The organism is Nocardia higoensis NBRC 100133 (genome assembly GCF_000308595.1).
GTDB lineage: Bacteria > Actinomycetota > Actinomycetes > Mycobacteriales > Mycobacteriaceae > Nocardia > Nocardia higoensis.
Window position 1 is genome coordinate 1 of record NZ_BAGA01000077.1, and the last position, 23,621, is coordinate 23,621.

General features: G+C 70.6%; 20 protein-coding genes. 7 read left to right on the forward strand and 13 right to left on the reverse strand.

All coding sequences use genetic code 11. The features are described 5' to 3' along the window. Together ON26_RS12445 and recD are read left to right on the forward strand one after the other, a co-directional pair. Positions 1-2,378: 3'-5' exonuclease (locus ON26_RS12445; protein ID WP_040796258.1), on the forward strand; the 2,378-nt coding region annotated here is incomplete at its 5' end. Further along, positions 2,375-4,273: an exodeoxyribonuclease V subunit alpha gene (recD, locus tag ON26_RS12450; RefSeq protein ID WP_040796259.1), complete on the forward strand. Its 1,899-nt coding sequence runs from the start codon at positions 2,375-2,377 to the stop codon at positions 4,271-4,273. The genes ON26_RS12445 and recD, both read left to right, overlap by 4 nt. Before the next feature lie 8 nt (positions 4,274-4,281). Here the strand turns inward: recD and ON26_RS12455 are convergent, their stop codons facing one another. The 3 genes from ON26_RS12455 to ON26_RS12465 form a co-directional block, all read right to left on the reverse strand. Next, positions 4,282-5,205 carry an amidohydrolase family protein gene (locus ON26_RS12455; protein WP_083884034.1) on the reverse strand — a complete coding sequence of 308 codons (924 nt, stop codon included), beginning with the start codon at positions 5,203-5,205 and terminating at the stop codon, positions 4,282-4,284. After that, complete coding sequence (locus ON26_RS12460; protein WP_040796260.1) at positions 5,202-6,275, reverse strand: nucleoside hydrolase; 1,074 nt, start codon at positions 6,273-6,275, stop codon at positions 5,202-5,204. Before ON26_RS12460 ends, ON26_RS12455 begins: the two co-directional genes overlap by 4 nt. Positions 6,276-6,403: 128 nt before the next feature. Beyond that, entirely contained in the window at positions 6,404-7,750 is a 1,347-nt protein-coding gene (locus ON26_RS12465; RefSeq protein ID WP_083884035.1) for a CoA transferase, read from the reverse strand. A 39-nt stretch (positions 7,751-7,789) separates the two neighbouring features. On the opposite strand from ON26_RS12465, the gene ON26_RS12470 reads away from it, so the two are divergent. Continuing rightward, positions 7,790-8,545, forward strand: a complete 756-nt coding sequence (locus tag ON26_RS12470) for a thioesterase II family protein (RefSeq protein WP_040796468.1) — start codon at positions 7,790-7,792, stop codon at positions 8,543-8,545. Positions 8,546-8,645: 100 nt separating this feature from the next. On the opposite strand, the gene ON26_RS12475 is transcribed toward ON26_RS12470, so the two are convergent. Continuing rightward, positions 8,646-9,029 (reverse strand): DUF2784 domain-containing protein, encoded by a 384-nt coding sequence (locus ON26_RS12475; protein WP_040796261.1) that lies wholly within the window; start codon positions 9,027-9,029, stop codon positions 8,646-8,648. Between the two features lie 19 nt (positions 9,030-9,048). Continuing rightward, positions 9,049-10,497 (reverse strand): SDR family NAD(P)-dependent oxidoreductase, encoded by a 1,449-nt coding sequence (locus ON26_RS12480; RefSeq protein WP_040796469.1) that lies wholly within the window; start codon positions 10,495-10,497, stop codon positions 9,049-9,051. A 211-nt stretch (positions 10,498-10,708) separates the two neighbouring features. Between ON26_RS12480 and ON26_RS12485 the strand changes: the two genes are divergently transcribed. The 3 genes from ON26_RS12485 to ON26_RS12495 all read left to right on the forward strand — a co-directional run bounded on the left by ON26_RS12485 (position 10,709) and on the right by ON26_RS12495 (position 13,535). Beyond that, a complete protein-coding gene (locus tag ON26_RS12485; protein WP_040796262.1) occupies positions 10,709-11,854 on the forward strand; it encodes an acyl-CoA dehydrogenase family protein in 1,146 nt (381 codons plus the stop codon). Between the two features lie 25 nt (positions 11,855-11,879). Next, positions 11,880-12,509, forward strand: a complete 630-nt coding sequence (locus tag ON26_RS12490) for a TetR/AcrR family transcriptional regulator (protein ID WP_040796470.1) — start codon at positions 11,880-11,882, stop codon at positions 12,507-12,509. Between the two features lie 324 nt (positions 12,510-12,833). Further along, positions 12,834-13,535: a hypothetical protein gene (locus tag ON26_RS12495; protein ID WP_040796263.1), complete on the forward strand. Its 702-nt coding sequence runs from the start codon at positions 12,834-12,836 to the stop codon at positions 13,533-13,535. Between the two features lie 25 nt (positions 13,536-13,560). On the opposite strand, the gene ligD is transcribed toward ON26_RS12495, so the two are convergent. The 8 genes from ligD to ON26_RS12535 form a co-directional block, all read right to left on the reverse strand. Then, positions 13,561-14,565: a non-homologous end-joining DNA ligase gene (ligD, locus tag ON26_RS12500; RefSeq protein ID WP_040796264.1), complete on the reverse strand. Its 1,005-nt coding sequence runs from the start codon at positions 14,563-14,565 to the stop codon at positions 13,561-13,563. Next, positions 14,562-15,662 (reverse strand): ATP-dependent DNA ligase, encoded by a 1,101-nt coding sequence (locus ON26_RS12505; RefSeq protein ID WP_218000572.1) that lies wholly within the window; start codon positions 15,660-15,662, stop codon positions 14,562-14,564. Before ON26_RS12505 ends, ligD begins: the two co-directional genes overlap by 4 nt. 121 nt (positions 15,663-15,783) lie before the next feature. Continuing rightward, a complete protein-coding gene (locus ON26_RS12510; protein WP_051026996.1) occupies positions 15,784-16,185 on the reverse strand; it encodes a cold-shock protein in 402 nt (133 codons plus the stop codon). A gap of 119 nt (positions 16,186-16,304) precedes the next feature. Then, complete coding sequence (locus tag ON26_RS12515; protein WP_051026997.1) at positions 16,305-16,928, reverse strand: TetR/AcrR family transcriptional regulator; 624 nt, start codon at positions 16,926-16,928, stop codon at positions 16,305-16,307. A gap of 24 nt (positions 16,929-16,952) precedes the next feature. Next, complete coding sequence (locus ON26_RS12520) at positions 16,953-18,281, reverse strand: pyridoxal-phosphate dependent enzyme (protein WP_040796265.1); 1,329 nt, start codon at positions 18,279-18,281, stop codon at positions 16,953-16,955. Then, entirely contained in the window at positions 18,281-19,753 is a 1,473-nt protein-coding gene (locus tag ON26_RS12525) for a type III PLP-dependent enzyme domain-containing protein (protein WP_040796266.1), read from the reverse strand. The genes ON26_RS12520 and ON26_RS12525 overlap by 1 nt, the downstream gene beginning before the upstream one ends. Further along, positions 19,750-21,087 (reverse strand): heavy-metal-associated domain-containing protein, encoded by a 1,338-nt coding sequence (locus tag ON26_RS12530; protein ID WP_245545828.1) that lies wholly within the window; start codon positions 21,085-21,087, stop codon positions 19,750-19,752. Before ON26_RS12530 ends, ON26_RS12525 begins: the two co-directional genes overlap by 4 nt. Next, on the reverse strand, positions 21,084-22,448 hold the full coding sequence (locus tag ON26_RS12535) for an aminotransferase class V-fold PLP-dependent enzyme (RefSeq protein WP_245545829.1): 1,365 nt from the start codon (positions 22,446-22,448) through the stop codon (positions 21,084-21,086). The genes ON26_RS12530 and ON26_RS12535 overlap by 4 nt, the downstream gene beginning before the upstream one ends. A gap of 232 nt (positions 22,449-22,680) precedes the next feature. On the opposite strand from ON26_RS12535, the gene ON26_RS12540 reads away from it, so the two are divergent. Beyond that, positions 22,681-23,439 (forward strand): GntR family transcriptional regulator, encoded by a 759-nt coding sequence (locus tag ON26_RS12540; protein WP_245545830.1) that lies wholly within the window; start codon positions 22,681-22,683, stop codon positions 23,437-23,439. Positions 23,440-23,621: the final 182 nt, after the last annotated feature.

Consider the following 23,621-nt stretch of genomic DNA (forward strand, 5'->3'; position numbering starts at 1 on the left):
ACAGCCGTAAGGAACTGACCCGCAATTGGCGCAGCGATCCCGGCCTGCTGCGCGCGCTCGACCACCTGCTCGGTGGCGCCGCGCTCGGTCATCCGGAGATCAGCGTGTATCCGGTGGCCGCGACGCGGGCGGATAGCAGGCTGTCCGGACCGTCCGACCAGATCGTGCCGCTGCGCCTGCGCTGTCTGCCCCGCACCGGCGCGGGCCCGTTGAAGAACGGTTTCCCCCAGGTGGACCGCCAGCGTGCCGCCGTGGCGCGCGATCTGGCCGCCGATCTCGTCCGGTTGCTGGAATCGGGCGCCGAGGTGACCGTCGGCCGGGGCGCGGCGGCCGTGCGCCGCCCGGTGACCGCGGGCGATGTCGCCGTGCTGGTACGCAAGCGCTCCCATGTCTCGCTGGTGCGCGATGCGCTGGACCGGGTCGGCATTCCGTCCGTATTGGCAGGCGGCAGTAGCGTTTTCGCCACGGCGAGTGCGGTGGACTGGCTGTGGGTGCTGCGCGCGCTGGAACAGCCGCACCGCTCCGATCGCGTCCGGCTCGCCGCCTGCACGCCCATCCTGGGCTGCACCGCCGCTGAGATCGACAGTGGCGGAGCCGATCTGGTGGGCGCGCTCAGCGCTCAGCTGCGCGAGGCGGCCCGGTTGTTCGCGCGCACCGGCTTCGCGGCCCTGTTCGAACGACTGGCCGACCGCTCCCGGCTGGCCCCGCGCCTGCTGGCCGTGGAGAACGGCGAACGCACCCTCACCGATCTGCGTCACATCGCCCAACTGCTCGACGAGGTGGCGGCCACCGAGGGCTACGGCCTGACCGCGCTGACCCGCTGGCTGGCCGACCGGGTGCGCGACCCCGCCTCCGGCGCGGTGGCGGGCCGCTCCCGCCGCCTCGACCGCGATGCCGCCGCCGTGCAGATCGCCACCGTGCACGCCAGCAAGGGGCTCGAATTCCCCATCGTCTACCTGCCGTTCGCATGGGACAACGCCAAGAACCCGAAACCGCCGACCCTGTTGTTCCACGACGACGACGGCGCGCGCGTCCTCGATGTCGGCGGCCAGGAAGCCCGCGGCTATGCCCGGCGCAGGCAGCGTTGCGAGACCGAGGAGGCCGGTGAGGAACTGCGCCTGCTCTACGTGGCGCTGACCCGTGCCATGTGCCAGGTCGTCGCCTGGTGGGCGCCCTCGGCCACCACCGCGGGCGGACCGCTGCACCGGATGCTGCTCGGCCGCCCCGATCGCGGCCCCGACGTGCCCGAACGCGCCACCGTGCCCGCCGACGAACGGGTCGTCGGCGCCGTCACCGCCTGGGCCGCGCCCGCGTCGGAGGTGATCTCGGTGACCGCCGTCGACACCGCCGAATCCGTCACCCCGCGCCGCGTCCGCGTCGAGCCCGACACCGCCGATCTGGCCGCCGCCCGCTTCGACCGCGTCCTGGACCTGCAGTGGCGGCGCACGTCCTACTCGGCACTCACCGAAGGCGCGCACGAGCTCGTCACCGACACCGAACCCGAGGATCCGCGCGGTCCCGGCGACGAACCCGCCACCCCCGCGCTCGTGGAACTCGACCCCGACCCCGCCGCCGCGCCGTCGCTGATGAACGATCTGCCCTACGGCGCCGAATTCGGCACCCTCGTGCACGCGGTTCTCGAACGCGTCGACACCTCCGCCGCCGACCTGGCCGCCGAGGTCCGGCGGCGCTGCCGGGAGACCGCCGCCGAACTGCTCGCCGAACTCGACGTCGACATCCTGGCGACCGCCCTGCTCGCGGTGCTGCGCACCCCGCTCGGCTTCGGCTGCCTGGCCGACCTCACCCCACGGGATCGCCTGTGCGAGCTGGAATTCGAGCTGCCGTTGGCAGGCGGTGACCGGCCGACCGCGCACTCGGCCACGCTCGGCGCGATCGCCGATCTGCTGCGCACCCACCTGGCCCCCGCCGCCGACCTCCACCCCTACGCCGACCTGCTCGCCGGGCTCGACGACCGCGCCCTGCGCGGCTACCTGACCGGCAGCATCGACGCCGTGCTGCGCGTCACCGGCGCCGACGGACCGCGCTTCGTCATCGTCGACTACAAGACCAACCGCCTCGGCATCGACCGCCTCACCGTCGACCACTACACCCGTCCCCGGATGGCCGCCGAGATGCTGCGCTCGCACTACCCGCTGCAGGCGCTGCTGTATTCGGTCGCGCTGCACCGCTATCTGCGCTGGCGGCTGCCCGGCTACGAGCCGGCCCGCCATCTCGGCGGCTGCCAGTACCATTTCGTCCGCGGCATGATCGGCCCGGACACCCCGCCCGGCCACGGCGTCTTCGACTGGCATCCGCCCGTGGAACTGGTCGTCGCGCTGTCGGATCTGCTGGCGGGCTCGGCGGAAGGTGGGCGATGACCGCGATCCAGGTGGCCCAGCGCGGCACGGGTCTGTTGCGCGTGTTCAACGAGGCCGGTGTGCTCTCCGCGGCCGATGTGCACGTCGCGGTCCGGCTCGGCAGGCTCGGGCGGGAGGAATCGGAACTGGTGCTGTTCGCGGCGGCGCTGGCCGTGCGCGCGGTGCGCTCGGGATCGGTGTGCCTGGAACTGGACCGGATGCGCGAGATCGGCGTGGACGCCGACGAGGACTGGGACGTCGGTCAGGGCGTGGACCCGGCGACGCTGCCGTGGCCCGACATCGAGGCCGTGGTCGAGGCACTACGGGTGAGCCCACTGGTGTGCGGCGGTCCGGCCGGGCCGCTGTGCCCGTTGCGGGTGGTACCCCCCGCGCCCGGCGAGGACGGTGGACCGCTGCTCTACCTCGACCGCTACTACCAGCAGGAACAGACGATCCGCCGGGTGCTCACCGAGCGCGCCGCGAGCCATCCCGTGGTCGACGCGGTGGTGGCGCGCCGCGAACTCGATCGCTTGTTCGGCACGGCCGACGGCGGCGCCCCCGACCGGCAGCGTCTGGCCGCCGCCCTCGCCGCCACGCACTGGACCACGGTCGTCGCGGGCGGCCCCGGCACCGGCAAGACCCACACCATCGCCCGCGTGCTGGCATTGCTCGAGGCGCATCGGCGGGCCGATCCGAAAGCCGCGCCGCTGCGCATCGCGCTGGCCGCGCCCACCGGCAAGGCCGCCGCCCGTCTCCAGGAGGCGGTGCGCGAACAGGCGGGCGCGCTCGGCCTGCCCGAACTGACCGCCGCGACCGTGCACCGTTTGCTCGGCTGGCAGCGAGGACGCGGAAACCGGTTCCGGTACAACGAGTTCAACCGCCTGCCCTACGACGTGGTGGTGGTCGACGAGACCTCCATGGTCTCGCTGACGATGATGAGCAGCCTGCTGTCGGCCCTGCGCTCGGACACCCGGCTCGTCCTCGTCGGCGACCCCGATCAGCTCGCCTCGGTCGACGCGGGCGCCGTGCTCGCCGATCTGGTCGCCGGACCCGTCGCGGGCGCGCCCAATCCGGCACTCGACGACATCCTCGGCGCCCCGCCGCCGGACGCCGCCGAGCATCCGGAGGGGCTGACCGAGCTCGAGCGGACCAGGATGCGCGGCGGCATCGTGCGCCTCACCCGCGGCAGGCGCTTCGGCGGTCACATCGCCGAACTCGCCGTTGCGGTCCGGGCGGGCGACGCCGATCGCGCCCTCGACCTGCTCCGCTCGGGCGGCGCCGATCTTTCCCTGTGCGCGCCCGACGAGATCGACGCCGTCCGCGCGGACGTGGCGCGCGCCGCCCGTGCCGTTTCCGAATCCGCCCGCGCCGGTGACTCCGGGGCCGCCCTGGCCGCGCTGGAATCGCACCGGCTGCTGTGCGCGCACCGCCGCGGCCCCTTCGGCGTGGAACGCTGGGACCGCATGGCGGGGGAGTGGGCGGCCGCCGTCGGCGCGGGCCCGGACGGCGCGTCCTCCCCGTGGTATCCGGGCCAGCCGCTGCTCGTCACCGCCAACGATCACGAGGCCCGCATCTACAACGGCGACACCGGCGTCATCGTCACCATGCCCGATGGCTCACTGCGCGCGGCCCTGCTGCGCGGCAGCGATCCCTACCTGGTGCACCCCACCCAATTCCCCTCCGTGGTGACCGTTTTCGCGATGACCATCCACCGCAGCCAGGGCAGTCAGTACGACACCGTCTCCATCGTCCTGCCCGAACCGGAATCCACCCTGCTCACCAGGGAACTGCTCTACACCGCCATCACCCGCGCCCGGGGGCACGTCCGCGTCATCGGCACCGAGGAGGCGATCCGCGCCGCGGTGGGACGGCGCGTGCTGCGAGCCAGCGGGCTCGCCCGGCGGGTAATCGCCTGAGCGCGGTGTCAGCTCAGCCCGAACATCCGGACGCCGTTCTCCCAGAACACCTTCCGGAGCCACTCGGTTCCGAGATCGAGCCGCTCGACGGCCTGTACCGCGTGGGCGTACGGGTACGGGATATTGGGGAAGTCGCTGCCGAACAGGATGCGGTCGGACAGCGCGCGCAGCCGGTCGTACTCGGCGACCGGAAAGGGCGCGTCCTGCTCGCTGAAGTCGGTCCACACCATGGTGGTATCGAGCGAGAGGGACGGATACCGCTCGGCGAGATCGAGGAACGCGCTGTACTCCGGCGTGCCCATATGCGCCACGATCAGCCGCAGCGCGGGAAACCGGCTCAGCAGCTCGGCGATCGGCGCGGGGCCGGTGAACCGGCCCGGCGCCGGGCCCGACCCGCAGTGGATCACCACCGGCACGCCCGCCTCGGCGAGCAGTCCCCACACCGGGGTGAGCAGTGGATCGTTCGGTGCGAAATCGCCGACCTGGATGTGCACCTTGAACACCCGCACCCCGCGCTCGATCGCCGTGGCGACGTAGGCGGCGGCCTCCGGTTCGGGGTAGAAGGTCGCGGTGTGCAGGCAGTCGGGGGTGCGGGCGGCGAACTCGGCGGTCCAGTCGTTGAGCCACGCGGCCATGTCCGGCTTGTGCGGGTACACCAGCGAGGTGAACGCCCGAACGCCGAAACCGCGCAGGGTCTTCAACCGCACCTGCTCTTCGTCGCGATAGGTGATCGGCCACTGTCTGCCCACCAGCGGGCCGACCGAGTCGAAGTACGCCCACACCTTGTTCAGCACCGATTCCGGCATGAAATGGGTGTGCACATCGATGATGCCGGGTAGTGCCAGCCGTTCCCGGAACCCGGCCAGGAACGCGATGTCGCCGACGTAGTCGCTCGCCGCCGAATACTCGCCGTGATGGTGGTGACCGGTCATGAGACCTCCGGACTCGAAGCGGGTACGGTGTGCCGCGCGGGCGGATACAACGCCGCCGCGAAATCGCCGACCCGGGCGACGAGCCGCGCGAAGAACGCTTCGGGGTCGGTGCCCACGACGATGTCGGCATTGAACGGCCTGCCCCACATGCCCGCCCAGTCGGCGACCGTGGTGGCCCTGGTCAGCGTCCCGGTGAGTTCGACGTCCACCGTCGCGGGGCGGACCACCGCCAGCGTCGGGTCCAGCGCGACGGCCGCGGCGAACGGGTCGTGCATGTGCGCCAGATAGCCCTGGTCGTAGGCCTGATGGAACTCGAAGTAGAAGCGGACCGCGTCGGTGAGGTGCCGGATGATCGGATTGCTCGCCGCGGACGGCTGTCCTGGCGGGTCGCCGGGCGCGGGCTCCTCGACCGGGCTGCTGCCCGCTCGCTCGGCGAGCGCGCGCAGGTGGCGCGGATGCATCTCGATCGTCTCGGTGATGTCCAGCGCGCAGATCAGCGGCCTGCGGTCGGCAGGCGCGGCGGAGAAGGCGTCGAAGACCTCCTTGGCCGCCTCCGGATCGACGTGCACGTTCCACTCGTTCGTCGGCGTCGTATTACCCGGATGATTGAAGGCCCCGCCCATCACCACCAGCCGGCGCAACAGTTGCGGCAGCCCGGGCTCGAGCCGCAACGCCAACGCCAGATTCGTCAGCGGACCGGTACACAGCCCCACGATCTCGCCGGGGTGCGCCCGCACCGTGTCCACCCACATCCGCGCCGCGGACCGCGCCGACAGCGCGCGTCCGGACACCGGCAGCCTGGCGTGCCCCACACCCTGCGGCCCGTGGGTGTCCTCGGTGGTGCGCAGCTCGATCGCCAGCGGCCGCTCCGCTCCGAGCGCCACCTCGATCTGCGGCGCCCGGCACACCTCCAGCCACGCCAGATTGTTGGCGGCGACCTGCGCGGCCCCGACATTGCCCGCCGTGGAGGCGATGCCGAGCAACTCGGCTTCGGGTGACGCCAGCAGGTAGAGCAGCGCCAGCGAGTCGTCGATCCCGGTATCGACGTCCACGATGATCTTCTGCCGCACGCACCGAGCCTAATCGCCGCTTTCCCGCAGGCGTCCCCGGCTCCCTTCCGGCGCTCTCGACGCTGGGGCCCGTCCGCACGGTCGGCGTCCGGCTCGCGACGTCACCGAGCGTCACCGGGCCCGGCGGCTCAGCGGGTGCGCACCGGCCAGGCGGGGGTGCCCGACCCCATCTGCGGAGCGGGCCAGGCGTAGTCCGGGTACTCGGCGAGCGCGGGCGCGGCGGTGAGCAGGTTCCCGTGGGCGACGACCGCGTGCGGATTCGGCATCGCGGGCGCGGGATGTTTCAGCGTCCGGCCGGGGGAGCTCAACAGCCAGGAAGCCGTGCGCGCCAACGAGACACGCACATCGCGGCCGACGCCGTCGTAGGTGTGCGCGGCGAGCGCGTCGATGACACCGGCGGCGAGCAGGTATCCCGTGGCGTGGTCGATGGCCTGTGCGGGCAGCGAGCCGGGCACCTGCGGCGCGCCCTCGAGCACGGCGATGCCGGTGGCGGCCTGCACGATGCTGTCGAAGCCGCGCCTGCCGCTCCACGGACCCGTCTCGCCCCAGGCGCTGATCCTGGCGTGGATCAGGCCGCGCCGGACGGCCGTGATCAGTCCCGCGCTCTCCAGCGCGCCCGGCCGGTAGCCGGTCACCAGCACATCGGCCTGGGAGAGCAGATCGTGGAAGGCGACGGCATGACTGCGCATGTCCATCAGCACCGAATGCTTGCCCTGACAGGTATCGGCGAACTGCCACGGCAACTCGGGCAGCCACGGCGCGTCGATGCGTAATACCTCCGCACCCAGCAGTGCGAGGGTGCGGGTGGCGACCGGCCCGGCGATCACCCGGGTCAGGTCGAGCACCCGCACGCCGCGCAGCGGCTGGAACGGGGTGGCGTCGGAGCGCAGCCTGGTGCCCGCGCGGTCCTCGCGCTGTTCGATCGACACCAGCGGGCCCGCGGCGGCGTCGGCGGCCTGGGGGGTGGCGGCCCACTCGTCCTCGGTGCGCACCCGGACCGCGACCGCGCCCACCGCGGCGGCATTGTCCTCGATATCGGAGGCGCGGCTCATGGCGATCTGCGCGACCGCGATGTCGAACGGGATGTCCTCGGGCAGCCCGAGGGCGGTGAGCAGTCTGGCTCGGTGGTGCGGGTAGTTGGCGTGCGTGCGGACCCAGCCGTCGAAGGTCGGGAAGAACCCGGACAGGTCGGCCCAGCTCTGAACCGGCTTGCCGTCCACGCGTAGCAGATGGTCACTGGAGAAGGCGGCGGTGATGCGCTCGGGGTCGATCCGGTGGGCGACGGGAGCGAGGCCGTGCGCGTCGCGCATACGATTGGCTGCGGCCGCCACGGCGGCCACCGATCCCGCGGCCAGCGTCCACACCGGCAGTGTCGCAGCGAGATTGCTGCCGGGATCGGGCGAATCGATAATGCCGGAAGCCGGGACGCCGATTCCGGATTCGTACTCGTGGACCAGCCGATTGTGCGCGTTCACCAGTCCGAGACTAGCGGTTACAAGCAGAAGGAGACCGACGTGGAGAGTGCGATCGCGGCCACCGAATGGCTGCGCGCCTTGCGAATCGAACCCTCGCCCCGCCACCACCTGGTGTGTTTTGCCCCGGGAGGTGGTTCGGCCACCGCTTACCGGAATCTGGCCGACCGGGTCGGTCCGGGCATCGCGGTCCTCGCCGTGCAATACCCGGGCCGCCAAGATCGTTTGGGCGAGGCTCCGGTCACCGATCTGCACGCGCTGGCCGATCGGATCGCCGAAGAGTTGCTGGCGCAGTCCGTGGTGCCGAATCTCGCCCTTTTCGGGCACAGCATGGGCGCCACCGTGGCCTACGAGACCGCGCGCAGGCTGGAGTCCGCCGGGCGCACGGTGTCCCGGCTGTTCGTCTCCGGCCGCCCCGCCCCGACGTTCGTCGAACCGCGCAGGCTGCACCTGGCTCCGGACGAGGACCTGATCGCCGATCTCGAACGCCTGGCCGCCGACCCGGCCCCGATCGCCATGCTGCGCAGCGAACCCGGCCTGGCCGAGATCGTGCTGCCGGCCGTCCGCGGCGACTACCAGGCCGTGGAAACCTACGCCCGGCGCGAAGCCGACCCGCTGCGCTGCCCGATCACCGCCCTGGTCAGTACCGAGGACCCGACCATGAGCGTCGAACAGGCCGACGAATGGCGCGATTTCACCGCCGCGGCGTTCCAGCGCGAGACCTTCCCCGGCGGGCACTTCTACCTCGACGAGCGGCCCGACGACGTCGCCGCACTCGTCGCCCGCACCTTGCGCTGAATTACGAGCAGGAACGGCCGCCGCGACCCGGACCTCGGCCCGGGCACGGTCGGGTCGGGGCGATTGCGATGGCCGCGCACGACGAGCCGGAGGGCGCGCCTCACCGGGGCGCGACCGGCGCCCGGTCGGATCGGCGGTGGAACCGGACCAGAACGCCGGCCCACGAGACGAGCACGACCGCCGCCACCAGCAGCCGGACGAGTCCCACCGAGTTCTCGGGATAGACGATGCCGGTGAGGTAGTGGTCGATGAACCCGCTCGATGGCAGCTCCGCCGTCCCCGCCGATCGGCGCGCCCAGTTCTCCAGATACGTCAGCGGGCAGTCGTAGCCGACGACCACGGAGCCGAGTCCCCAGACGGCGGTCGCCAGATGCGGCCAGAAGGCCCACGGCCGCCACCACGCCAGGAATCCGCCGAACACGAGGTAGCCCAAGAACGCGAAATGCGCGCACATGGTGAGGTCGGCGAGCAGACGGAAGCCCACATGCCCAGGGTAGGCGCGCTCACCAGGGGGAGGGCCGGTAATCCTTGAGGAAGCAGCCGTAGAGGTCGACGCCGCTCTCGCCCTGCACGATCGGGTCGTAGACCCGGGCCGCGCCGTCGACGAGGTCCAGCGGCGCGTGGAAGCCCTCCTCGGCCAGGCGCACCTTCGTGTAGTGCGGCCGTTCGTCGGTGATCCAGCCGGTGTCCACCGCGGTCATCAGGATGCCGTCGGTCTCCAGCATCTCCCCGGCGCTGGTGCGGGTGAGCATGTTCAGCGCCGCCTTGGCCATATTGGTGTGCGGATGTCCGGGACCCTTGTAACCGCGGCTGAACTGCCCCTCCATCGCCGAGACATTGACGATGTACTTACGTCGCGCGGGCGCGGCCGCCATCGCCGGGCGCAGCCGCGACACCAGGATGAACGGCGCCACCGAATTGCACAGCTGTACTTCCAGCAGCTCGGTCGGATCCACCTCGCCGACGGTCTGCACCCAGCTGTTGGTATGCGCCAGATCGGGCACCAGCCCGCCCGCGTCGATGGCCACGCCGCGCGAAATACGTTCGGGGGTGGCCGATCCCGCGACCAGCGCGAGCTCGGCGACATCGGCGGCGGTGAGCGAAGGCGCCGTGAGCAGGGACGGTGACAGCGAGGCGGTCAGCGCGCCGGGATGTGCCTGCATCGTCTTGCCGAAGGTCACCACATCGGGCAGCGCGCCCGCGGGCAGCGGCGCCGACTCGGCCTCGACCAGCGCGCTGTAGGCGCCCGCCGAGCGGCGCACGGTCTGGGCGGCGTTGTTGATCAGGATGTCCAGCGGGCCCTGCGCGGCCACGTCGTCGGCCAGCGCGATCACCTGGGCCGGGTCGCGCAGGTCGATACCGACCACGCGCAGCCGGTGCAGCCAGTCGGCGCTGTCCTCCATGGCGGCGAAGCGGCGCACCGCGTCGTTGGGGAAGCGGGTGGTGATGGTGGTGTGCGCGCCGTCGCGCAGCAGGCGCAGCGCGATGTACATGCCGATCTTGGCGCGCCCGCCGGTGAGCAGGGCGCGGCGGCCGGTGAGGTCGGTGTGCGCGTCGCGCTTGGCGTGGCTCTCGGCGGCGCAGTCCGGGCACAGCTGGTGGTAGAAGGCGTCGACCCGGGTGTAGTGCTGCTTGCAGATGTAGCAGGGCCGCGACCGCATGAGGGTTCCCGCGCTCGCGCCCGCGGCAGTGGAGCTGAGCGGGATGCCCGCGGTCTCGTCGTCGATGCGGTTCGGCGAGCCGGTCGCGGTGGCCGCCACCACCGCCTTGTCGTTCTCGGCGACCCGGCGCCGCGCTTCCTCGCGCCTGCGCTGCTTGAGCCTTTTGAACATGTGCCCGACCGCGCGCTGCACGGCGATCGAATCCGGGTGTTCCTTGTCGAGTTCGGCGGCCCGATCGAGAACCCGTAGACAGGTGGCCAGCTCGTCGGGATCGATACTGTTCTCGGCCATCGGGTCTTCGGACATCCTTCGTGAACGGGGGTGGAACGCGGCGGATCGGGCCGGCCACCGGGGGAACGTGAGCAATCCATTGTCGCAAACGCCGACTTTCCGCATTCCGGCGCGTTCGACGCGCTGTTGACAACTCGCCAATAGTGCTGGGAACCTGATGCCGGGGTCCCGGCGGTCGAGGTCGGGCCACATCGAGCAAAGGATCGTGAGCATGGCACGCGCCGCGTGGAGTGACGACGAGGTCGAGGCGGTACGCGAACTCGCCCGGAACTTCTTCGAGAAGGAGGTCGTCCCGCACGAGGAGAAGTTCGTCGCGCAGGGGCACCCCGACCGTGAGCTGTACAACCGGGCCGGTGAACTCGGTCTGCTGTGCACCGCGGTGCCTACCGAATACGGCGGCGGCGGAGGCACTTTCGCCCACGAGGCCGCCATCATCGAAGAGCAGACCTACGCGGGCGACGGCGCCCTGGGCATGCCCGTGCACAGCTCGATCATCGCGCCCTATATCGCCGAGTTCGGCACCGAGGAACTCAAGCGCCGGGTCCTGCCCAAGGCCGCCAGCGGCGAGATGGTGCTCTCCATCGGCATGACCGAGCCGGGCACCGGTTCGGACCTGCAGAACATCAAGACCAGGGCCGTGCGTGAGGGCGACGAGTACGTCATCACCGGCTCCAAGATCTTCATCACCAACGGCTGGCTCTGCGACGGCATCATCATCGCCGCCAAGACCGACCCGACCAAGGGTGCGGCCGGCGTCTCGCTGATCTTCGCCGAGGTGAGCGACGACACCCCCGGCTTCAAGCGCGGCCGCATCCTGAGCAAGATGGGCGGCAAGGGCCAGGACACCGCCGAGCTGTTCTTCGACGGCCTGCGGGTGCCCGCCGCCAACCTGCTCGGCACCGCCGAAGGTCAGGGCTTCTACCAGATGATGCAGCTGCTCGCCCAGGAGCGCCTGGTCACCGCCGTCATCGCGGTGCCGATGATGGAGAAGGCCGTCCAGCTGACCGTCGACTACACCAAGGGCCGCGAGGCCTTCGGCAAGCCGCTGTACTCGATGCAGAACACCAAGTTCGAGCTCGCCGAGTGCGCCACCATCGCCAAGGTCGCGCGCACCTTCCTCGACGAGTCGATCGTCAAGCACTTGCGCGGCGAACTCGATATCCCCACCGCCGCGATGACCAAGTACTGGATCACCGATCAGCTGAACATCGTGGTGGACCGCTGCCTGCAGCTCTTCGGCGGCTACGGCTACATGACCGAGTATCCGATCTCGGAGCTGTACACCGGCGCCCGCGTGCTGCGCATCCTCGCGGGCAGCAACGAAGTGATGAAGGATCTCATTGCCCGGTCGCTCTGAAGTGTCCGGCCGCTCCGAGTCGCCGATCCGTTCCGGATCCGGTGAGCCACCCGCGCGCCGCAAACGTCTCGAACCCGACCAACGCCGTGCGCAGATCCTGGCGTGCGCGATCGACATGTTCGGTGAACGGCCGTACGCGGCCGTGTCCACCGCCGAACTCGCCGCGCGCGCCGGGGTCGCCCGCGGGCTGATCAATCACTATTTCGGCAACAAGCGCGACCTCTATCTGGCGGTGGTCCGCCGGATGGTGACCCTGCCCAGGGGCGACGACATGGTGGTGCCGACCGGCACCCCGCGCGAGCGGGTCGACGCGAGCGTCCGGTGGTTGCTCGACACCATCGCCGAACACGGCAGCACCTGGGTGAAAGTGACCAGCCACGAGGGTGTCGGCGACGATCCCGAGGTCCAGCAGATCCTGGACGAGGCCGACGACGCGGCGGCCGAGCGCACGCTGTGCATGGTCGGCCTCGCGGAATCGGCGCACAGTCCGCAATCGCGGGCGATGGTGCGCGCCTACGGCGGATTGGTGAAAGCCGCGGGGCGCGAATGGATCACCCGCGGAAACCTGACCCGCGAACAGGTGCACCATCTGCTCGCCGACCTGTTGTGGGCACTGGTCAGCGAAACCATGGCGAAGACGCGCCACGTTTCCTGACCCGCCTCGGCGAACACGCGGCCGGTGGGTGTGGCCCGATAATTCGGGGCGCACCCACCGGCCTTGTTCGTGCCGGCCGGTATATCGCCGGGAGTTTGCCGGGTGCAATTCGAGGTGGGGTGAATGCGGCGGCTGTCGTATCCCGGTCGTATTTCGGCATATTCACACCGCACGCAGGTGTGACCGGCATTACTCACCGTGGCGCCGATACCTGACGCATTCCGGTCGCGCATTCTCGCCCGGCCACTATTGTTTCCCGGTAGCTGTGGGGTTCGCCGCTTCCGGGGTGCCGCGCGAGAGTTGGAAATGCGAGAGGGACCGCCGATGGCACGGACGCGGGAATGGCGCGACAGCGAAGCGTGGCCCCAGGCCTGGCCGGAGGACCAGGAACCCGAGGATCCGTTCATTCCCGATGCCCGTCCCGTCGTCAATCCCTATGCGGTGATCGCGCTCGTCGCCGCGCTGCTCGCCTTGTTCCCGGTCGCCATCGTGTTCGGGCTCATCGCCTTCGGTCATCCGAAGGGCCGGGCGATGGCCACCTTCGCCGTGCTGATCGGTATCGCCGAAGCCGCGGTCGTGGCCGCGGTGGTCGTGCTGTCGGGCAGCGCGCTGACCGACACGCCGGCGGGCGTCGAAGGCACGACGGTCACCACGGCCGGCGCCACGACCACGGCCGATCAGACCACCGTGGCCGGGTCCCCGCCCGCCGAACTGCCGTCCGCGCGGCCCACCCCGGCGACGACGACCGAGGAAGCGCCGGTCGTCCGCAAGGGCGCGGCCTGCACCGCGAGCCAGCTCGGCATGCTCGGCACCGGCGTCGACGGCGGCACCCTGCTGTGCCTGGAAGCCTCGGGTTCCGGCAACGGCCACCAGTGGTCGGGGCCGTACAACATCGGCACCGGCGTCTACGAACCCGGCCAGACCTGCGACGAGACGATCTCGAAGTCGGGTCGTACCGCCGACGGCCGGGCGCTGGTGTGCGAGAGCCAGGGCAGCTCGGGTGCCTGGGTCCGCTGGACCAATTGACCCCGGCGCCGCCGGACCGATCGTCCTACTCGCTCTTCGCCCGGCTCGGCTGCACCCTCGGCGGCTCGTTCGGCATCTTCGGATACTGCGGCGGCCACGGCGCGTCCATCAACCCCGACGCCATGTCCCGTTCGGACATCTCCAGCAGCGCCTCGATCGATTGCGGCGCGCGGCCGGCCCACGGATCACCGAACTCGGCCAGCCGGCCCGGCACCGTGGCGATGGTCAATTCCTCCGGCGCGACGCTGTCGAGCTCGTCCCACGACAGCGGAGTGGAGACCTGCGCGCCGACCTTGGGCCGCACGCTCCAGGCCCCGAACACTGTTTTGTGCGGGGCGTTCTGGTTGAAGTCGACGAACACCCGCTGCCCGCGTTCCTCTTTCCACCACTGCGCGGTGATCTGCTCCGGGTGCCTGCGTTCGAGTTCCCGCGCGAGCGCGACGGCAGCCGCGCGCACCTGGTAGCCGTCCCAGCGCGGCGCCAGCGCCACGTAGATGTGCAGACCACGGGAGCCGGACGTCTTCACCGCCGACTCGATGCCGAGTTCGTCGAACAGCGCCCTGGTCAGCCGGGCCGCGTCGACCAGATCGGGGTACCCGATGCCGGGGGAGGGGTCGAGGTCGATGCGCAGTTCGTCGGCGATCGTCAGATCGTCGGCCCGGTTGGGCCAGACGTGGAAGCCGAGGCAGCCCTGGTTGACCGCCCACAGCACGTGCGCGAGATCGTGCGCGACCAGGGCGTCGCTGGTGGTGCCGTTCGGGGTGGTGACCTCGACGGTGTGCAGCCAGTCCGGGGCCGAGGCGGGAACCCGTTTCTGGAACCAGGACTTGCCGGACGCGCCGTCGGGATAGCGTTCGAGCAACAGCGGCCGGTTCCCGATCACGCCGAGCAGCGGCTCGGCCACGGCCTGGTAGTAGTGGACCAGATCCAGCTTGGTCTCGCCGCGCTTGCTGAAGTAGACCTTGTGCGGATTGCTGATCGTCAGCGTCCGCCCGTCGACCTCCAGTTCCACGCTCTCCTTCGCGCTCATCCGCGGGCCGCCGTCTCGGTGAAGATCGCGGTCAGCTCGGCCGGGGCGACCTGCTCGAGCTGGGCGTAGGTGCACGACTCCGGCGTCCGATCCGCCCGGAACCGCACCAGTCTGCCGCCGTGGCGGAACCGGCCGGACTGCACGTGCTCGTAGCGGACCTCGGCGACGAGTTCGGGGCGCAGCGCCGTCCAGGACAGATCCTTACCCGCGCTCCACCGGCTGAGCCCGCCCGGCATCTTCGCCTCGGTCCCCGCCTGAACGGCCGCCTGTGCGGCGGCGTCGGCCCATTCCCGCCACGGGTGGTTCTCCAACGCGTTCTCCCGCAGCGGCGCGAGCTCGCCGACCAGTTCCGCGCGCCGGGCGGCGGTGAAACTGCTGGCCACGCCCACGTGGTGCAGGCGTCCTTCGTCGTCGTAGAGCCCGAGCAGCAGTGAGCCGACGCCGAGGCCGTCCTTGTGCATCCGGAAACCGGCCACGACGCAGTCGGCGGTGCGTTCGTGCTTGACCTTGAACATCACCCGTTTGTCCGGCTGGTAGGCCTGGTCGCCGCTCTTGACCATCACCCCGTCGAAACCCGCGCCCTCGAACCGGGTGAACCAGTCCTGTGCCACCTCGGGATCACGGGTGATCGGCGTGAGGTGCACGCGGTCGACCTCCGCGCCGAGGACGGATTCGAGTCTGCTGCGGCGTTCGGAGAACGGCGCGCCGGTGAGGTCCTCCTCATCGAGGGCTAGCAGGTCGAAGGCCACGAAACTGGCCGGGGTCTCCGCGGCCAGTTTTTCGATCCGCGACGCGGCTGGATGCAGCCGGTTCTGCAGAACGTCGAAATCCAGGCCGTGCTCGGTGACCATCACGATTTCGCCGTCGAGCACACAGCGCGCGGGCAGCGCCTTGCGCAGCAATTCGGCGAGCTCGGGAAAATACCTGGTCAGCGGGCGCTCGTTGCGGGAACCGAGTTCGATCTCCGCGCCGTCGCGGAAGACCACACAGCGGAATCCGTCCCATTTCGGCTCGTAGTACAGACCGGGACTCCGCGGCACCGACGGCATGGATTTCGCCAGCATGGGTTTGACGGGTGGCATCACCGGCAGGTCCACGTTTCCTCCTCGGGTCCGGTCCTCACCCATGACGACGCCGTGGCGGACGCGAATTCATCGCACCCCGCGGGTCGGCTCGATCGTAGGCCGACGGTCCGACAAGTCCGTGGATCTCGCCGGGCTAGTCGAGCCAGCCGTGTTCGTCGGCGAAGGCGGTGAGCCGTTCTCTGATGGTGAGGATCTCCCCGGCCGTGAGCGCGGGACTGGCGTCGAGCAGCAGTTCGGTGATCAGCCGCCGATGCTCGTCCGCCGAGAGCTGACCACCGCTGCCGGAGGAGCGGTCCTTCCTGGAGCGCGGCGGCGAACTCGGCGCACCGCCGACGGCACTGAGATTGATCGCCTTGGGCCCGCGATCGCCCTCGGTCATATCGAATTCGAACACCCGGCCCTGGCGTAGTTCGTCCTCGTCCAGTCCGATGTCGTTGACATGGACGAACACGTCCGGCCCGCCGTCTTCCGGCCGGATGAATCCGAACCCGCGCGAACTGTCGAACGACACCAATTTCCCGATGGACACCAACACCCGCTCCTCGCCGCCGCTGTCAGCTATGCGCCAACTCTAGCTATCGGGCAACTCTAACTTGCCATTTCCGGCGTTGTCGTTCGACGAGGGGCGGATTCGGTTCCCCGGCGGGTCGGCGATCAGCGGTAAATCGTCCGGTAAGCGGTGAGGGTCGCGACGCAATGCTCGACGATCTGTTCGCGGGTCGCGCGCAGCGAACCGTTCAACCAGGCGGAGAACATGCCCGCATTTCCGCTGGCCATGCTCACCGCGGCCAGCCTGCGCCGGACCGGATCGTCGATGTGGACGAACAGATGGTCCTGGATCAGCCGGGTGAATGCGGGCATCACCGCGATGGTGGTCTGGCCCAGCCCGGTGCTGGAATACGGCTCGACCAGGAACAGCCGTGATTTCCGCGGATCGGAGAGCACCTTGTCGACCAGGATCTCGGCGAGCGCCCGGTCGCGGGAGGGATCGTCGGCGTCGGTGAAGGCGGTCATCGGCCCGAGGAATTCCTCGGCGACACTGCGATAGAGCACATCCAGCAGCTCGTCGCGACTGCTGAAACTCTCGTAGAAATAGCGGTCGGTGAGATTGGCGCGCCTGCATACCGCGCGCATGGTCACCCCGGCCGCCCCCGCCTCGCCGATCAGGTCGAGCGCGGCGTCGAGCAGTGCCGCGCGGCGCGCCTCTCTGCGCTCGGTGAGCGTCGTCCCACCCCAGATGCGGGGACCGGCGCTCTCTGAATCCTGGCCTGTCTGCACCGCAACCAGAGTAGTGCCTGCGCCTCATCCGCCCCGTTCCAGTGGCAGGCCCGCATCGCGCCAGGCGATCACGCCGCCGTCCAGGACGGCCGCGTCGTACCCCGCGCGGCGGGCGAGCCCCGCGAAGCGCAGGGCGATCTCGCCGACCGGGCAGACGAAGACGATCGGGCGGGAACGGGGAAAGGGCACGCCCTGGGCGAGCATGTCGTCGAGCTGGTCGTCACGGATGTTCACCGCGCCGGGCACGTGCCCGATCCGGTAGGCCATCGCGCCCCTGGTGTCGACGACGGTGAGACGTTCGGCGCGATCACGTCGCTCGAGTTCGGCCGGCGAGATCCGGGGGACCGCGGCGAGTTCGGCCTCGGTCGGCGGCGCCGGGCGCTCGGATCCCCCGAAGAGGTCCGGGCGGCGCTTGCGCAGATAGGACAGATACGGCTCGAGCCGGTCGCAGACGATGAACACCGCGATCACCGGATCTTCCGGGTCGCGGCCGGAAAGATCCAGCGCGCGAAGGGAATCCGTGGTCGCCGCATAAGCGGCGCCGCTGGTCGGCCCGGCCAGCACGCCGTGGGTGGTGGCCAGGGTCAGCGTGGCCTCGATGGCGTCGGCGGATTCGACGGCCACGATCCGGTCGTAGAAATCCGGCTGGAACAAGCCCACATCCCACATCTCGGTCTCGGACCTGATGCCGGGGATGAAGTCCGAGCGTGCGGAAACCACCCCGATGGTGCGCAGATCCGGATTGCTCTTGCGCAGGTAGGTCGCCGCGCCGCGGGTCGACCCCGTGGTGCCGAGACCGCCGACGAGATAGTCGACCCGATCGATCCCGCTCGCGACGAGGTCGTCGTGGATCTCGCGGCCGGTGCCCGCCCAGTGGGCCTCGACGTTCTTCTCGTTGGTGTACTGCGAGAGATGATGGAAGGCGGCCGGTTCGGCGGCCGAGGTCGACTCGATGACGGCGTAGACGTCGTTCGGGGTGGTCGGGTCCGGGCATTCGGACAGGCCGGGCAGCTCCACGATCTCGGTGCCGAGCAGCCGCAGCAGATCGCGCACCTCGCTCACCCTGATCCGGTTGGTGATCGCGCGCAGCCCGATGCCCTCCATCGCGCCCAGCACCCGCAGCGATTTGGCGGTGTTGCCGCTGGAGGCCTCGATGAGCGTGCGGCCCTGCGCGCGCAGGCGGGGCAGTTCGTCGTGCAGCATGGCAGCGGCGGCCCGGTCCTTGACCGAGCCGAAGGGATTGTGCGACTCGAGCTTCGCGAACAACTCGACATGGGCCAGGCCGTGCCGCGCGGGATCGAGGCGCAGCAGCGGGGTGTTGCCGACGAGTTCGGTGATGTGGTCGTAGCGCATCAGGTCTCCTTCGAGAACTCGCGCACCGCCGCGATGTCGTCCCGCGGCGCCGGCTCGGGCTGTGTGTCCGCGTGCACCCGGAAGCCGCGCTCGGTGCGGACGACGGCCAGTTTGGGCGGCGGCGGTCGCATCGAGGCCGAGGCCGCCGAGAGGTCCATGTGATAGGCGGCGGTATTCGGGAAGACGATCAGGTCGCCCGGTCGCGGCAGACCGGGCAGGTGCACCCGGTGCGTGGTCACCATGTCGCGCTCCAGGCACAGCCTGCCCGCGAAGAACACGCCGGCCCGCGGTCCGGTGAGTGGTCCCGACCTCGGCACGACCAGCGGATCGACCATCACCTCCTGGTCGGCGGGGGTCACCGCGTCGCGGCTGATATCGAGGTGGACCAGGGGCGTGCCGTCGCCGAGTTCCTTGGTGAACTCGACCCCGGCGACGGTGATCCCCGCGTGGTCGACCAGCGCCTTCCCCGGCTCCAGCCACAATTCGAGCAGATTGTCGGCGAGTACCCGGGCCAGCGGACGGTGATCGTGCTCGGGCAGTGCGGCGCCCAGCAGTTCGGCGAGCATGGCGGGCGCGGTGACGGTGTTGCCGTACTTGTGGAACACCGGAGTGCCGTGCGCCATACCGGCTTCGACGTGATAGCCGAAGGTCTGGCCGGCCCAGGTCAGTGGTGCGGCGCGACCGGCCAGACCGTCGCGCAGCGCGCGCACGTAGGCGTCGAACCGGTCGGCGTCGGCGGTGAAGACCTGCCGCAGCCCGCCACCGATATCGATCACCGTCGGCGCGAGCCCCCGCGCGTGCGCGCGTTCGAGCAGCCTCAGGCACGCCTGCACGGCGCGCACCCGGTCGTCGACCGCACCGGAGTCCAGGTGGAATGCGAGGCCGAGCAGTTCGATTCGTGAGCCGGGGGCCGCGAGTGCCGTCAGCGCCTCGTCGATCCGGGCGAGCGGGATGCCGAAGCGGCTGGCGGGCGTTCCCGGCAGTTCCCCGACCCGCAACAGCACCGGCGCGGGCGGCCCGGTCGTGCGATCCATCCGGGTGATCCGGTCGATCAGGCCGAGCTCCCAGAGATTGTCGACATTGGTGGTGACACCCGCGCGCAGCGCGCGGCGGATCGCGGCCTCGCCTTTCGGGCCGGTCATCTCGATGTCGGCGGGTGCGAATCCGGCGGCTGTCGCGCTGTCGAGTTCCTCCGGGGAGGCGACGTCGATGCCGATACCGGCGCGCCGTGCCGCCCGCGCCAGTGCCCTGGACTGATTCACCTTGTGCGCGTAGCAGATTCGGTGGCGCGCACCGGCCTTCTCCAGTACCGCGCGCACGGCCCGGACGTTCTCGGCGAAAACCTGCGGGAAGATCAGGTGCACGGGTGTGCCGGTGCGCGCGAGGGCGGCGTCGAGCGCGCGCCGGTCGGCCAGGAACTCGCGGACCAGCGGTGACACCAGTGCGGGCAGGGCGGGAGGTTCGGCACTCATATCGCATTCGCGGCGGCCGATGTGCCCGGCGCGGGGGCGGCGACCGGGTTGTAGCCGCCGTCGCGCAGCACATCGAAGGCGCGCGCCCGGTTACGGGGACTGCGGAATTCCGCGACCACGCGTTTGCTCGCCAGATCGATGTCGAGCACCGGCACGCCCATGGACTCCAGCGTCGCGGTGATGGTGCGCACGCAGTGCCGGCAACTCATGTCCGGCACGTGGAAGACCCGGTCCTCGGCGTCGATCGCAGTGTCCGGCAGCGCGCCGGGATCGGCGCGACGTTCGGTCAGGTGGCAGCGCTCGACCACCGCGCAGAAGGTGTCGACGAAGCGATCGACCACCAGCGGCAGCAGCGTGTAATGCCTGCCCTCCAGCCGATGCGGCACGGCGGCCGGGCAGGACGGGCGGGTACCCGGCGCGAGCAGGGCGTACTGGCGGGAGATGAGGTCGAGATCCTCGTGGTACCTGGCGATGGCCTCGGCCACCGAGAGTCCCTCGACGGTGGTGGCGCGGCGCATGACGGTGTGTGCCTCGGCGATGGTGGCGTCCTTCATGGCACGCAGGGTCGCCACCGTGTCGGCGGTGTAGCGGACGCTGCCGTCGGGCTGGCAGGCCAGGGTCACCGGGATCATGCCGCGCCGGTAGGTGGAGGCCTGCAGCTCCCAGTACCAGCGGGTCGCCACCGCCGTGAAGATGCCCGAATCGCGCAGGCCACGAGCCAGTTCGGCCGGTGAGCGGTATGGGCTGCGCCGCACCAGCAGCGCGTGCTGGGCGAGCGTGCGGGCCGCCGCCTCGACCCCGACCCGGAGGATCTCGAGCGGATCGTGATCGGTGGTGGTGCCGAGCAGCAGCGCGTGCGCACGCGCGTCCAGGTTCGCGATCCGGTCGGCCAGCGCCGAGTCCGCTGCCAGCGCATGCCACAGCACGAGCACGGCTTCCCTGGCGGCCACCGGCACGATCGGACCGAGTCCGTCGGCGCGATAATGCCCGGTATTGGGGATGCCGTCGCTGTCGGTCCAGGTCAGCCGGTGGGTGGCGGTGGTGACCTGGTCGGGCCTGCAGGGGCGCATGAAGCGCTCCAGGTACAGCCGCTGGGAGGCGGTCAGGTGACTGTTCGGCTCGGAACGCACTGTCGTGGTGGTGCACTCGATGTCGACAGGCCCGTCCGGGACGCGCGCCGTGCCGAACAGGCCGGGCTCGGCCAGCCGGGCGAGGACCTGCGCGGCCGCCCGGCGGTCGTAGCGCGGCAGTTCGGCACGGACGGAAACGGTGTCTGCCCGGGAATCCGCGTCGCCGGGGCAGGCGCGATTGTCGGGTACGGCACTGCTGCTCACGTGATCTCCTCGGCGATGGACGCGACACAGGTGGTGAACCGGTCGATCTCTTCGACCGTGGTGTAGATGTGGGTGCTCACCCGGACCGAGTCGTCCGCGCTGTCCGGCGTGCGGGACGGCACGCAGTGGGCGCCGGTGCGCACCAGGAAGCCGTGCTCGGCCAGGACGAATCCGAGATCGCGGGAGCCGATCCCGTCGAGGGTGAACGACACGATCCCGTAACCCGCGGGGAGTGTCGACGACGGCCGAGCGTGCGGCTGCGCCGGCGTCGGCCGAGACGGCGCGGGCTGAGGGGTGGCGTGCGGCGCCGAACCGGTGACCGGACCGTCCCAGGGGAACTCGTGAGCCGCGCCGGGCAGGAACCGGATGCCGGGGATGGGGCGCAGACGGTCCACGATCCGCCGGGTGAGCATCCGATTGTGCTCGGCGATCACCCGCCGGTCGAGGGAGTCGAGCACCTCGAGCGCGCTGCCGAGCGCCAGGATGCCGGGGATGTCAGGGGTGCCCCCTTCGAGCAGGCGTGGCATCCCGGTCGATTCGAGGCCGGAGTCGGTCAGCCGCACGCCGGTGTCGCCGCCCGGAAGGAAGGGCAGCAGGCGATCGTGGACCCGCCGGGCGCAGTAGAGCACGCCCGTCCCCGGTGTGCCGAACATCTTGTGGGCGGCGAAGACGGCGAAGTCCGCACCGAGCGCGCGTACGTCGACCGGCAGGTGCCCGCCGCTCTGGCTGCAGTCCAGGCACAGCATCACCTCGGGGGCGAGCCGGGCGCGCAGCGCGGCCACATCGGTGAGCCCGCCGTAGACGTGGTGCAGGTGGGACAGGGTCACCAGCCGGGTGCGCGGGCCGGCCGCCGCCACGATGTCGTCGACATCGGCGGTGCCCCGCGGAGTCGTGCGATAGGGCACGAGTTCGATCCGGCGGCCCGCCCGGGCGAGCAGAGTGCGCAGATGATGCCAGGGCAGCACATTCGAGGCGTGATCCAGCGGGTTGAACAGGATCCGATCACCGTCGCGGAGTTCGGGCAGTGCCCAGCACAGGGCCACGGCGTTGAGCGCGGCGGTCGCGCCGGAGGTGAATACGATCTCGTCGGATCCCGCGGCCCCGATGAATCGGGCCGTGTGCGCGCGGATCTCGGCGATCCGGGTCGCCAGCCGCGAGGACCACGGATAGGATCCGCGACCGGCGTTCGCGGTGGCGCGGCGGTGGTGGTCGGTGACCGTCCGGATCACCGACCGGGGTTTCTGCGTGGTTGCTGCGCTGTCGAGGTAGACCTCGGGGGTCGCGAGCGCGGGGAACAGGGCCCGGACGTCGGGTGGCGGCGAGCCGGTGGACAGCGCAGATCCGGGCATGGAAGTCCCCACCGCGACCCTCCCTCCGACCACCGGGCGGACTCGATCAACGATACGCATCGATCACCGCGCACTCGAAGGTTTCTGGCAGACAGCGTTTTTCGGCACGCGCGGGCCTTCTCGTGCCGCCGTCCGCGTGGCCGGTCGGCAATCCTCGCCGATGTGATCCGCCTCGCGGCGAAACATGGCGTCAACATCTCGCTGATAGGAATCCGCTGTGAGCGTCGAGATCGGAGGAGGCCAGGTGAGCGAGTTCTCCAGCAGGGTGGACCGTGCTGCAGGGTCGTCGAATCAGACGCGCCGCGCGTACGAATTGATTCGCTCGCTGATCCGTTCCGGATTCCTGGTGAACGACGAGCAACTCGTCGAGGAACGGCTGGTCAAGGCAATGGGGATTCCGCGTTCCCCGGTGCGCGAGGCCCTGCGGCAGCTGGCACTGGAAGGGCTGGTCGAGCGCAGGCAGCGCACCGGGACGCGGGTGCGGCGGGACTACTTCCAGGTGCCCGTCGACGACATCCTGCCCTGGCGGACCCCGCCCGGCTTCGCGGTCCGCCGCACCGACAACCGGATCGTGCCGTCCACGCCGGCCATCCGCGCCCACCTCGGCACCAGCGACGACCAGGTCGGACTGGTCGAGCACGTCTTCGAGCACATCACCGGCGACGGATCCGAACCGCTCGGCGTGCGGATCGCCTACTACCGCAGCCGCTATACCCAGCCGCGCTCGTGGCAGAGCTGCCCGAGCCTGGCGGATGCGTTCGCACTCGTCTACGGCGTGCCGCTCGGTGACGTCGAGACCGTCATCGACGCGGTGGCCTGCGACAGCGAGACCGCCGCGCTGTTGCGCGTGCGCGAAGGCTCGCCGGTGCTGATGCGCGAACAGATCCTGCGCGACGCCGAAGGCACGGTGCAGGAGTACACCTTCTCGCACTACCGGGCCGACCGTGTCTCCTTCCCGCTGGGGCGTGAACCCGAGTCCCCGGGCGGCCTCGTCGTCGCCTGACCACGCTCCACACCGGTGCCGGCGCTCCCCGGGCGTCGGCATTTTGCGTGTCCGGGGAGATTCCTGCCGTGCGTATTCCGGGCGCAATCGCGCCGAGCGGGGCGTTTTTCCCGGCCGATGCACCGCGAGAGATCTGTGTCACGCCCCCCCGGCGGGCTCTACCAGGACTTTCCGGTTTCGGG

What these genes read in the sequence shown, in the direction of transcription:
- ON26_RS12480 (WP_040796469.1), bottom strand. Translation starts at nt 10,497, where the DNA reads ATGGCCGAGAACAGTATCGATCCCGACGAGCTGGCCACCTGTCTACGG.
- ligD (WP_040796264.1), bottom strand. Translation starts at nt 14,565, where the DNA reads ATGAGCGCGAAGGAGAGCGTGGAACTGGAGGTCGACGGGCGGACGCTG.
- ON26_RS12520 (WP_040796265.1), bottom strand. Translation starts at nt 18,281, where the DNA reads ATGCGCTACGACCACATCACCGAACTCGTCGGCAACACCCCGCTGCTG.
- ON26_RS12495 (WP_040796263.1), top strand. Translation starts at nt 12,834, where the DNA reads ATGGCACGGACGCGGGAATGGCGCGACAGCGAAGCGTGGCCCCAGGCC.
- recD (WP_040796259.1), top strand. Translation starts at nt 2,375, where the DNA reads ATGACCGCGATCCAGGTGGCCCAGCGCGGCACGGGTCTGTTGCGCGTG.
- ON26_RS12455 (WP_083884034.1), bottom strand. Translation starts at nt 5,205, where the DNA reads ATGACCGGTCACCACCATCACGGCGAGTATTCGGCGGCGAGCGACTAC.
- ON26_RS12485 (WP_040796262.1), top strand. Translation starts at nt 10,709, where the DNA reads ATGGCACGCGCCGCGTGGAGTGACGACGAGGTCGAGGCGGTACGCGAA.
- ON26_RS12525 (WP_040796266.1), bottom strand. Translation starts at nt 19,753, where the DNA reads ATGAGTGCCGAACCTCCCGCCCTGCCCGCACTGGTGTCACCGCTGGTC.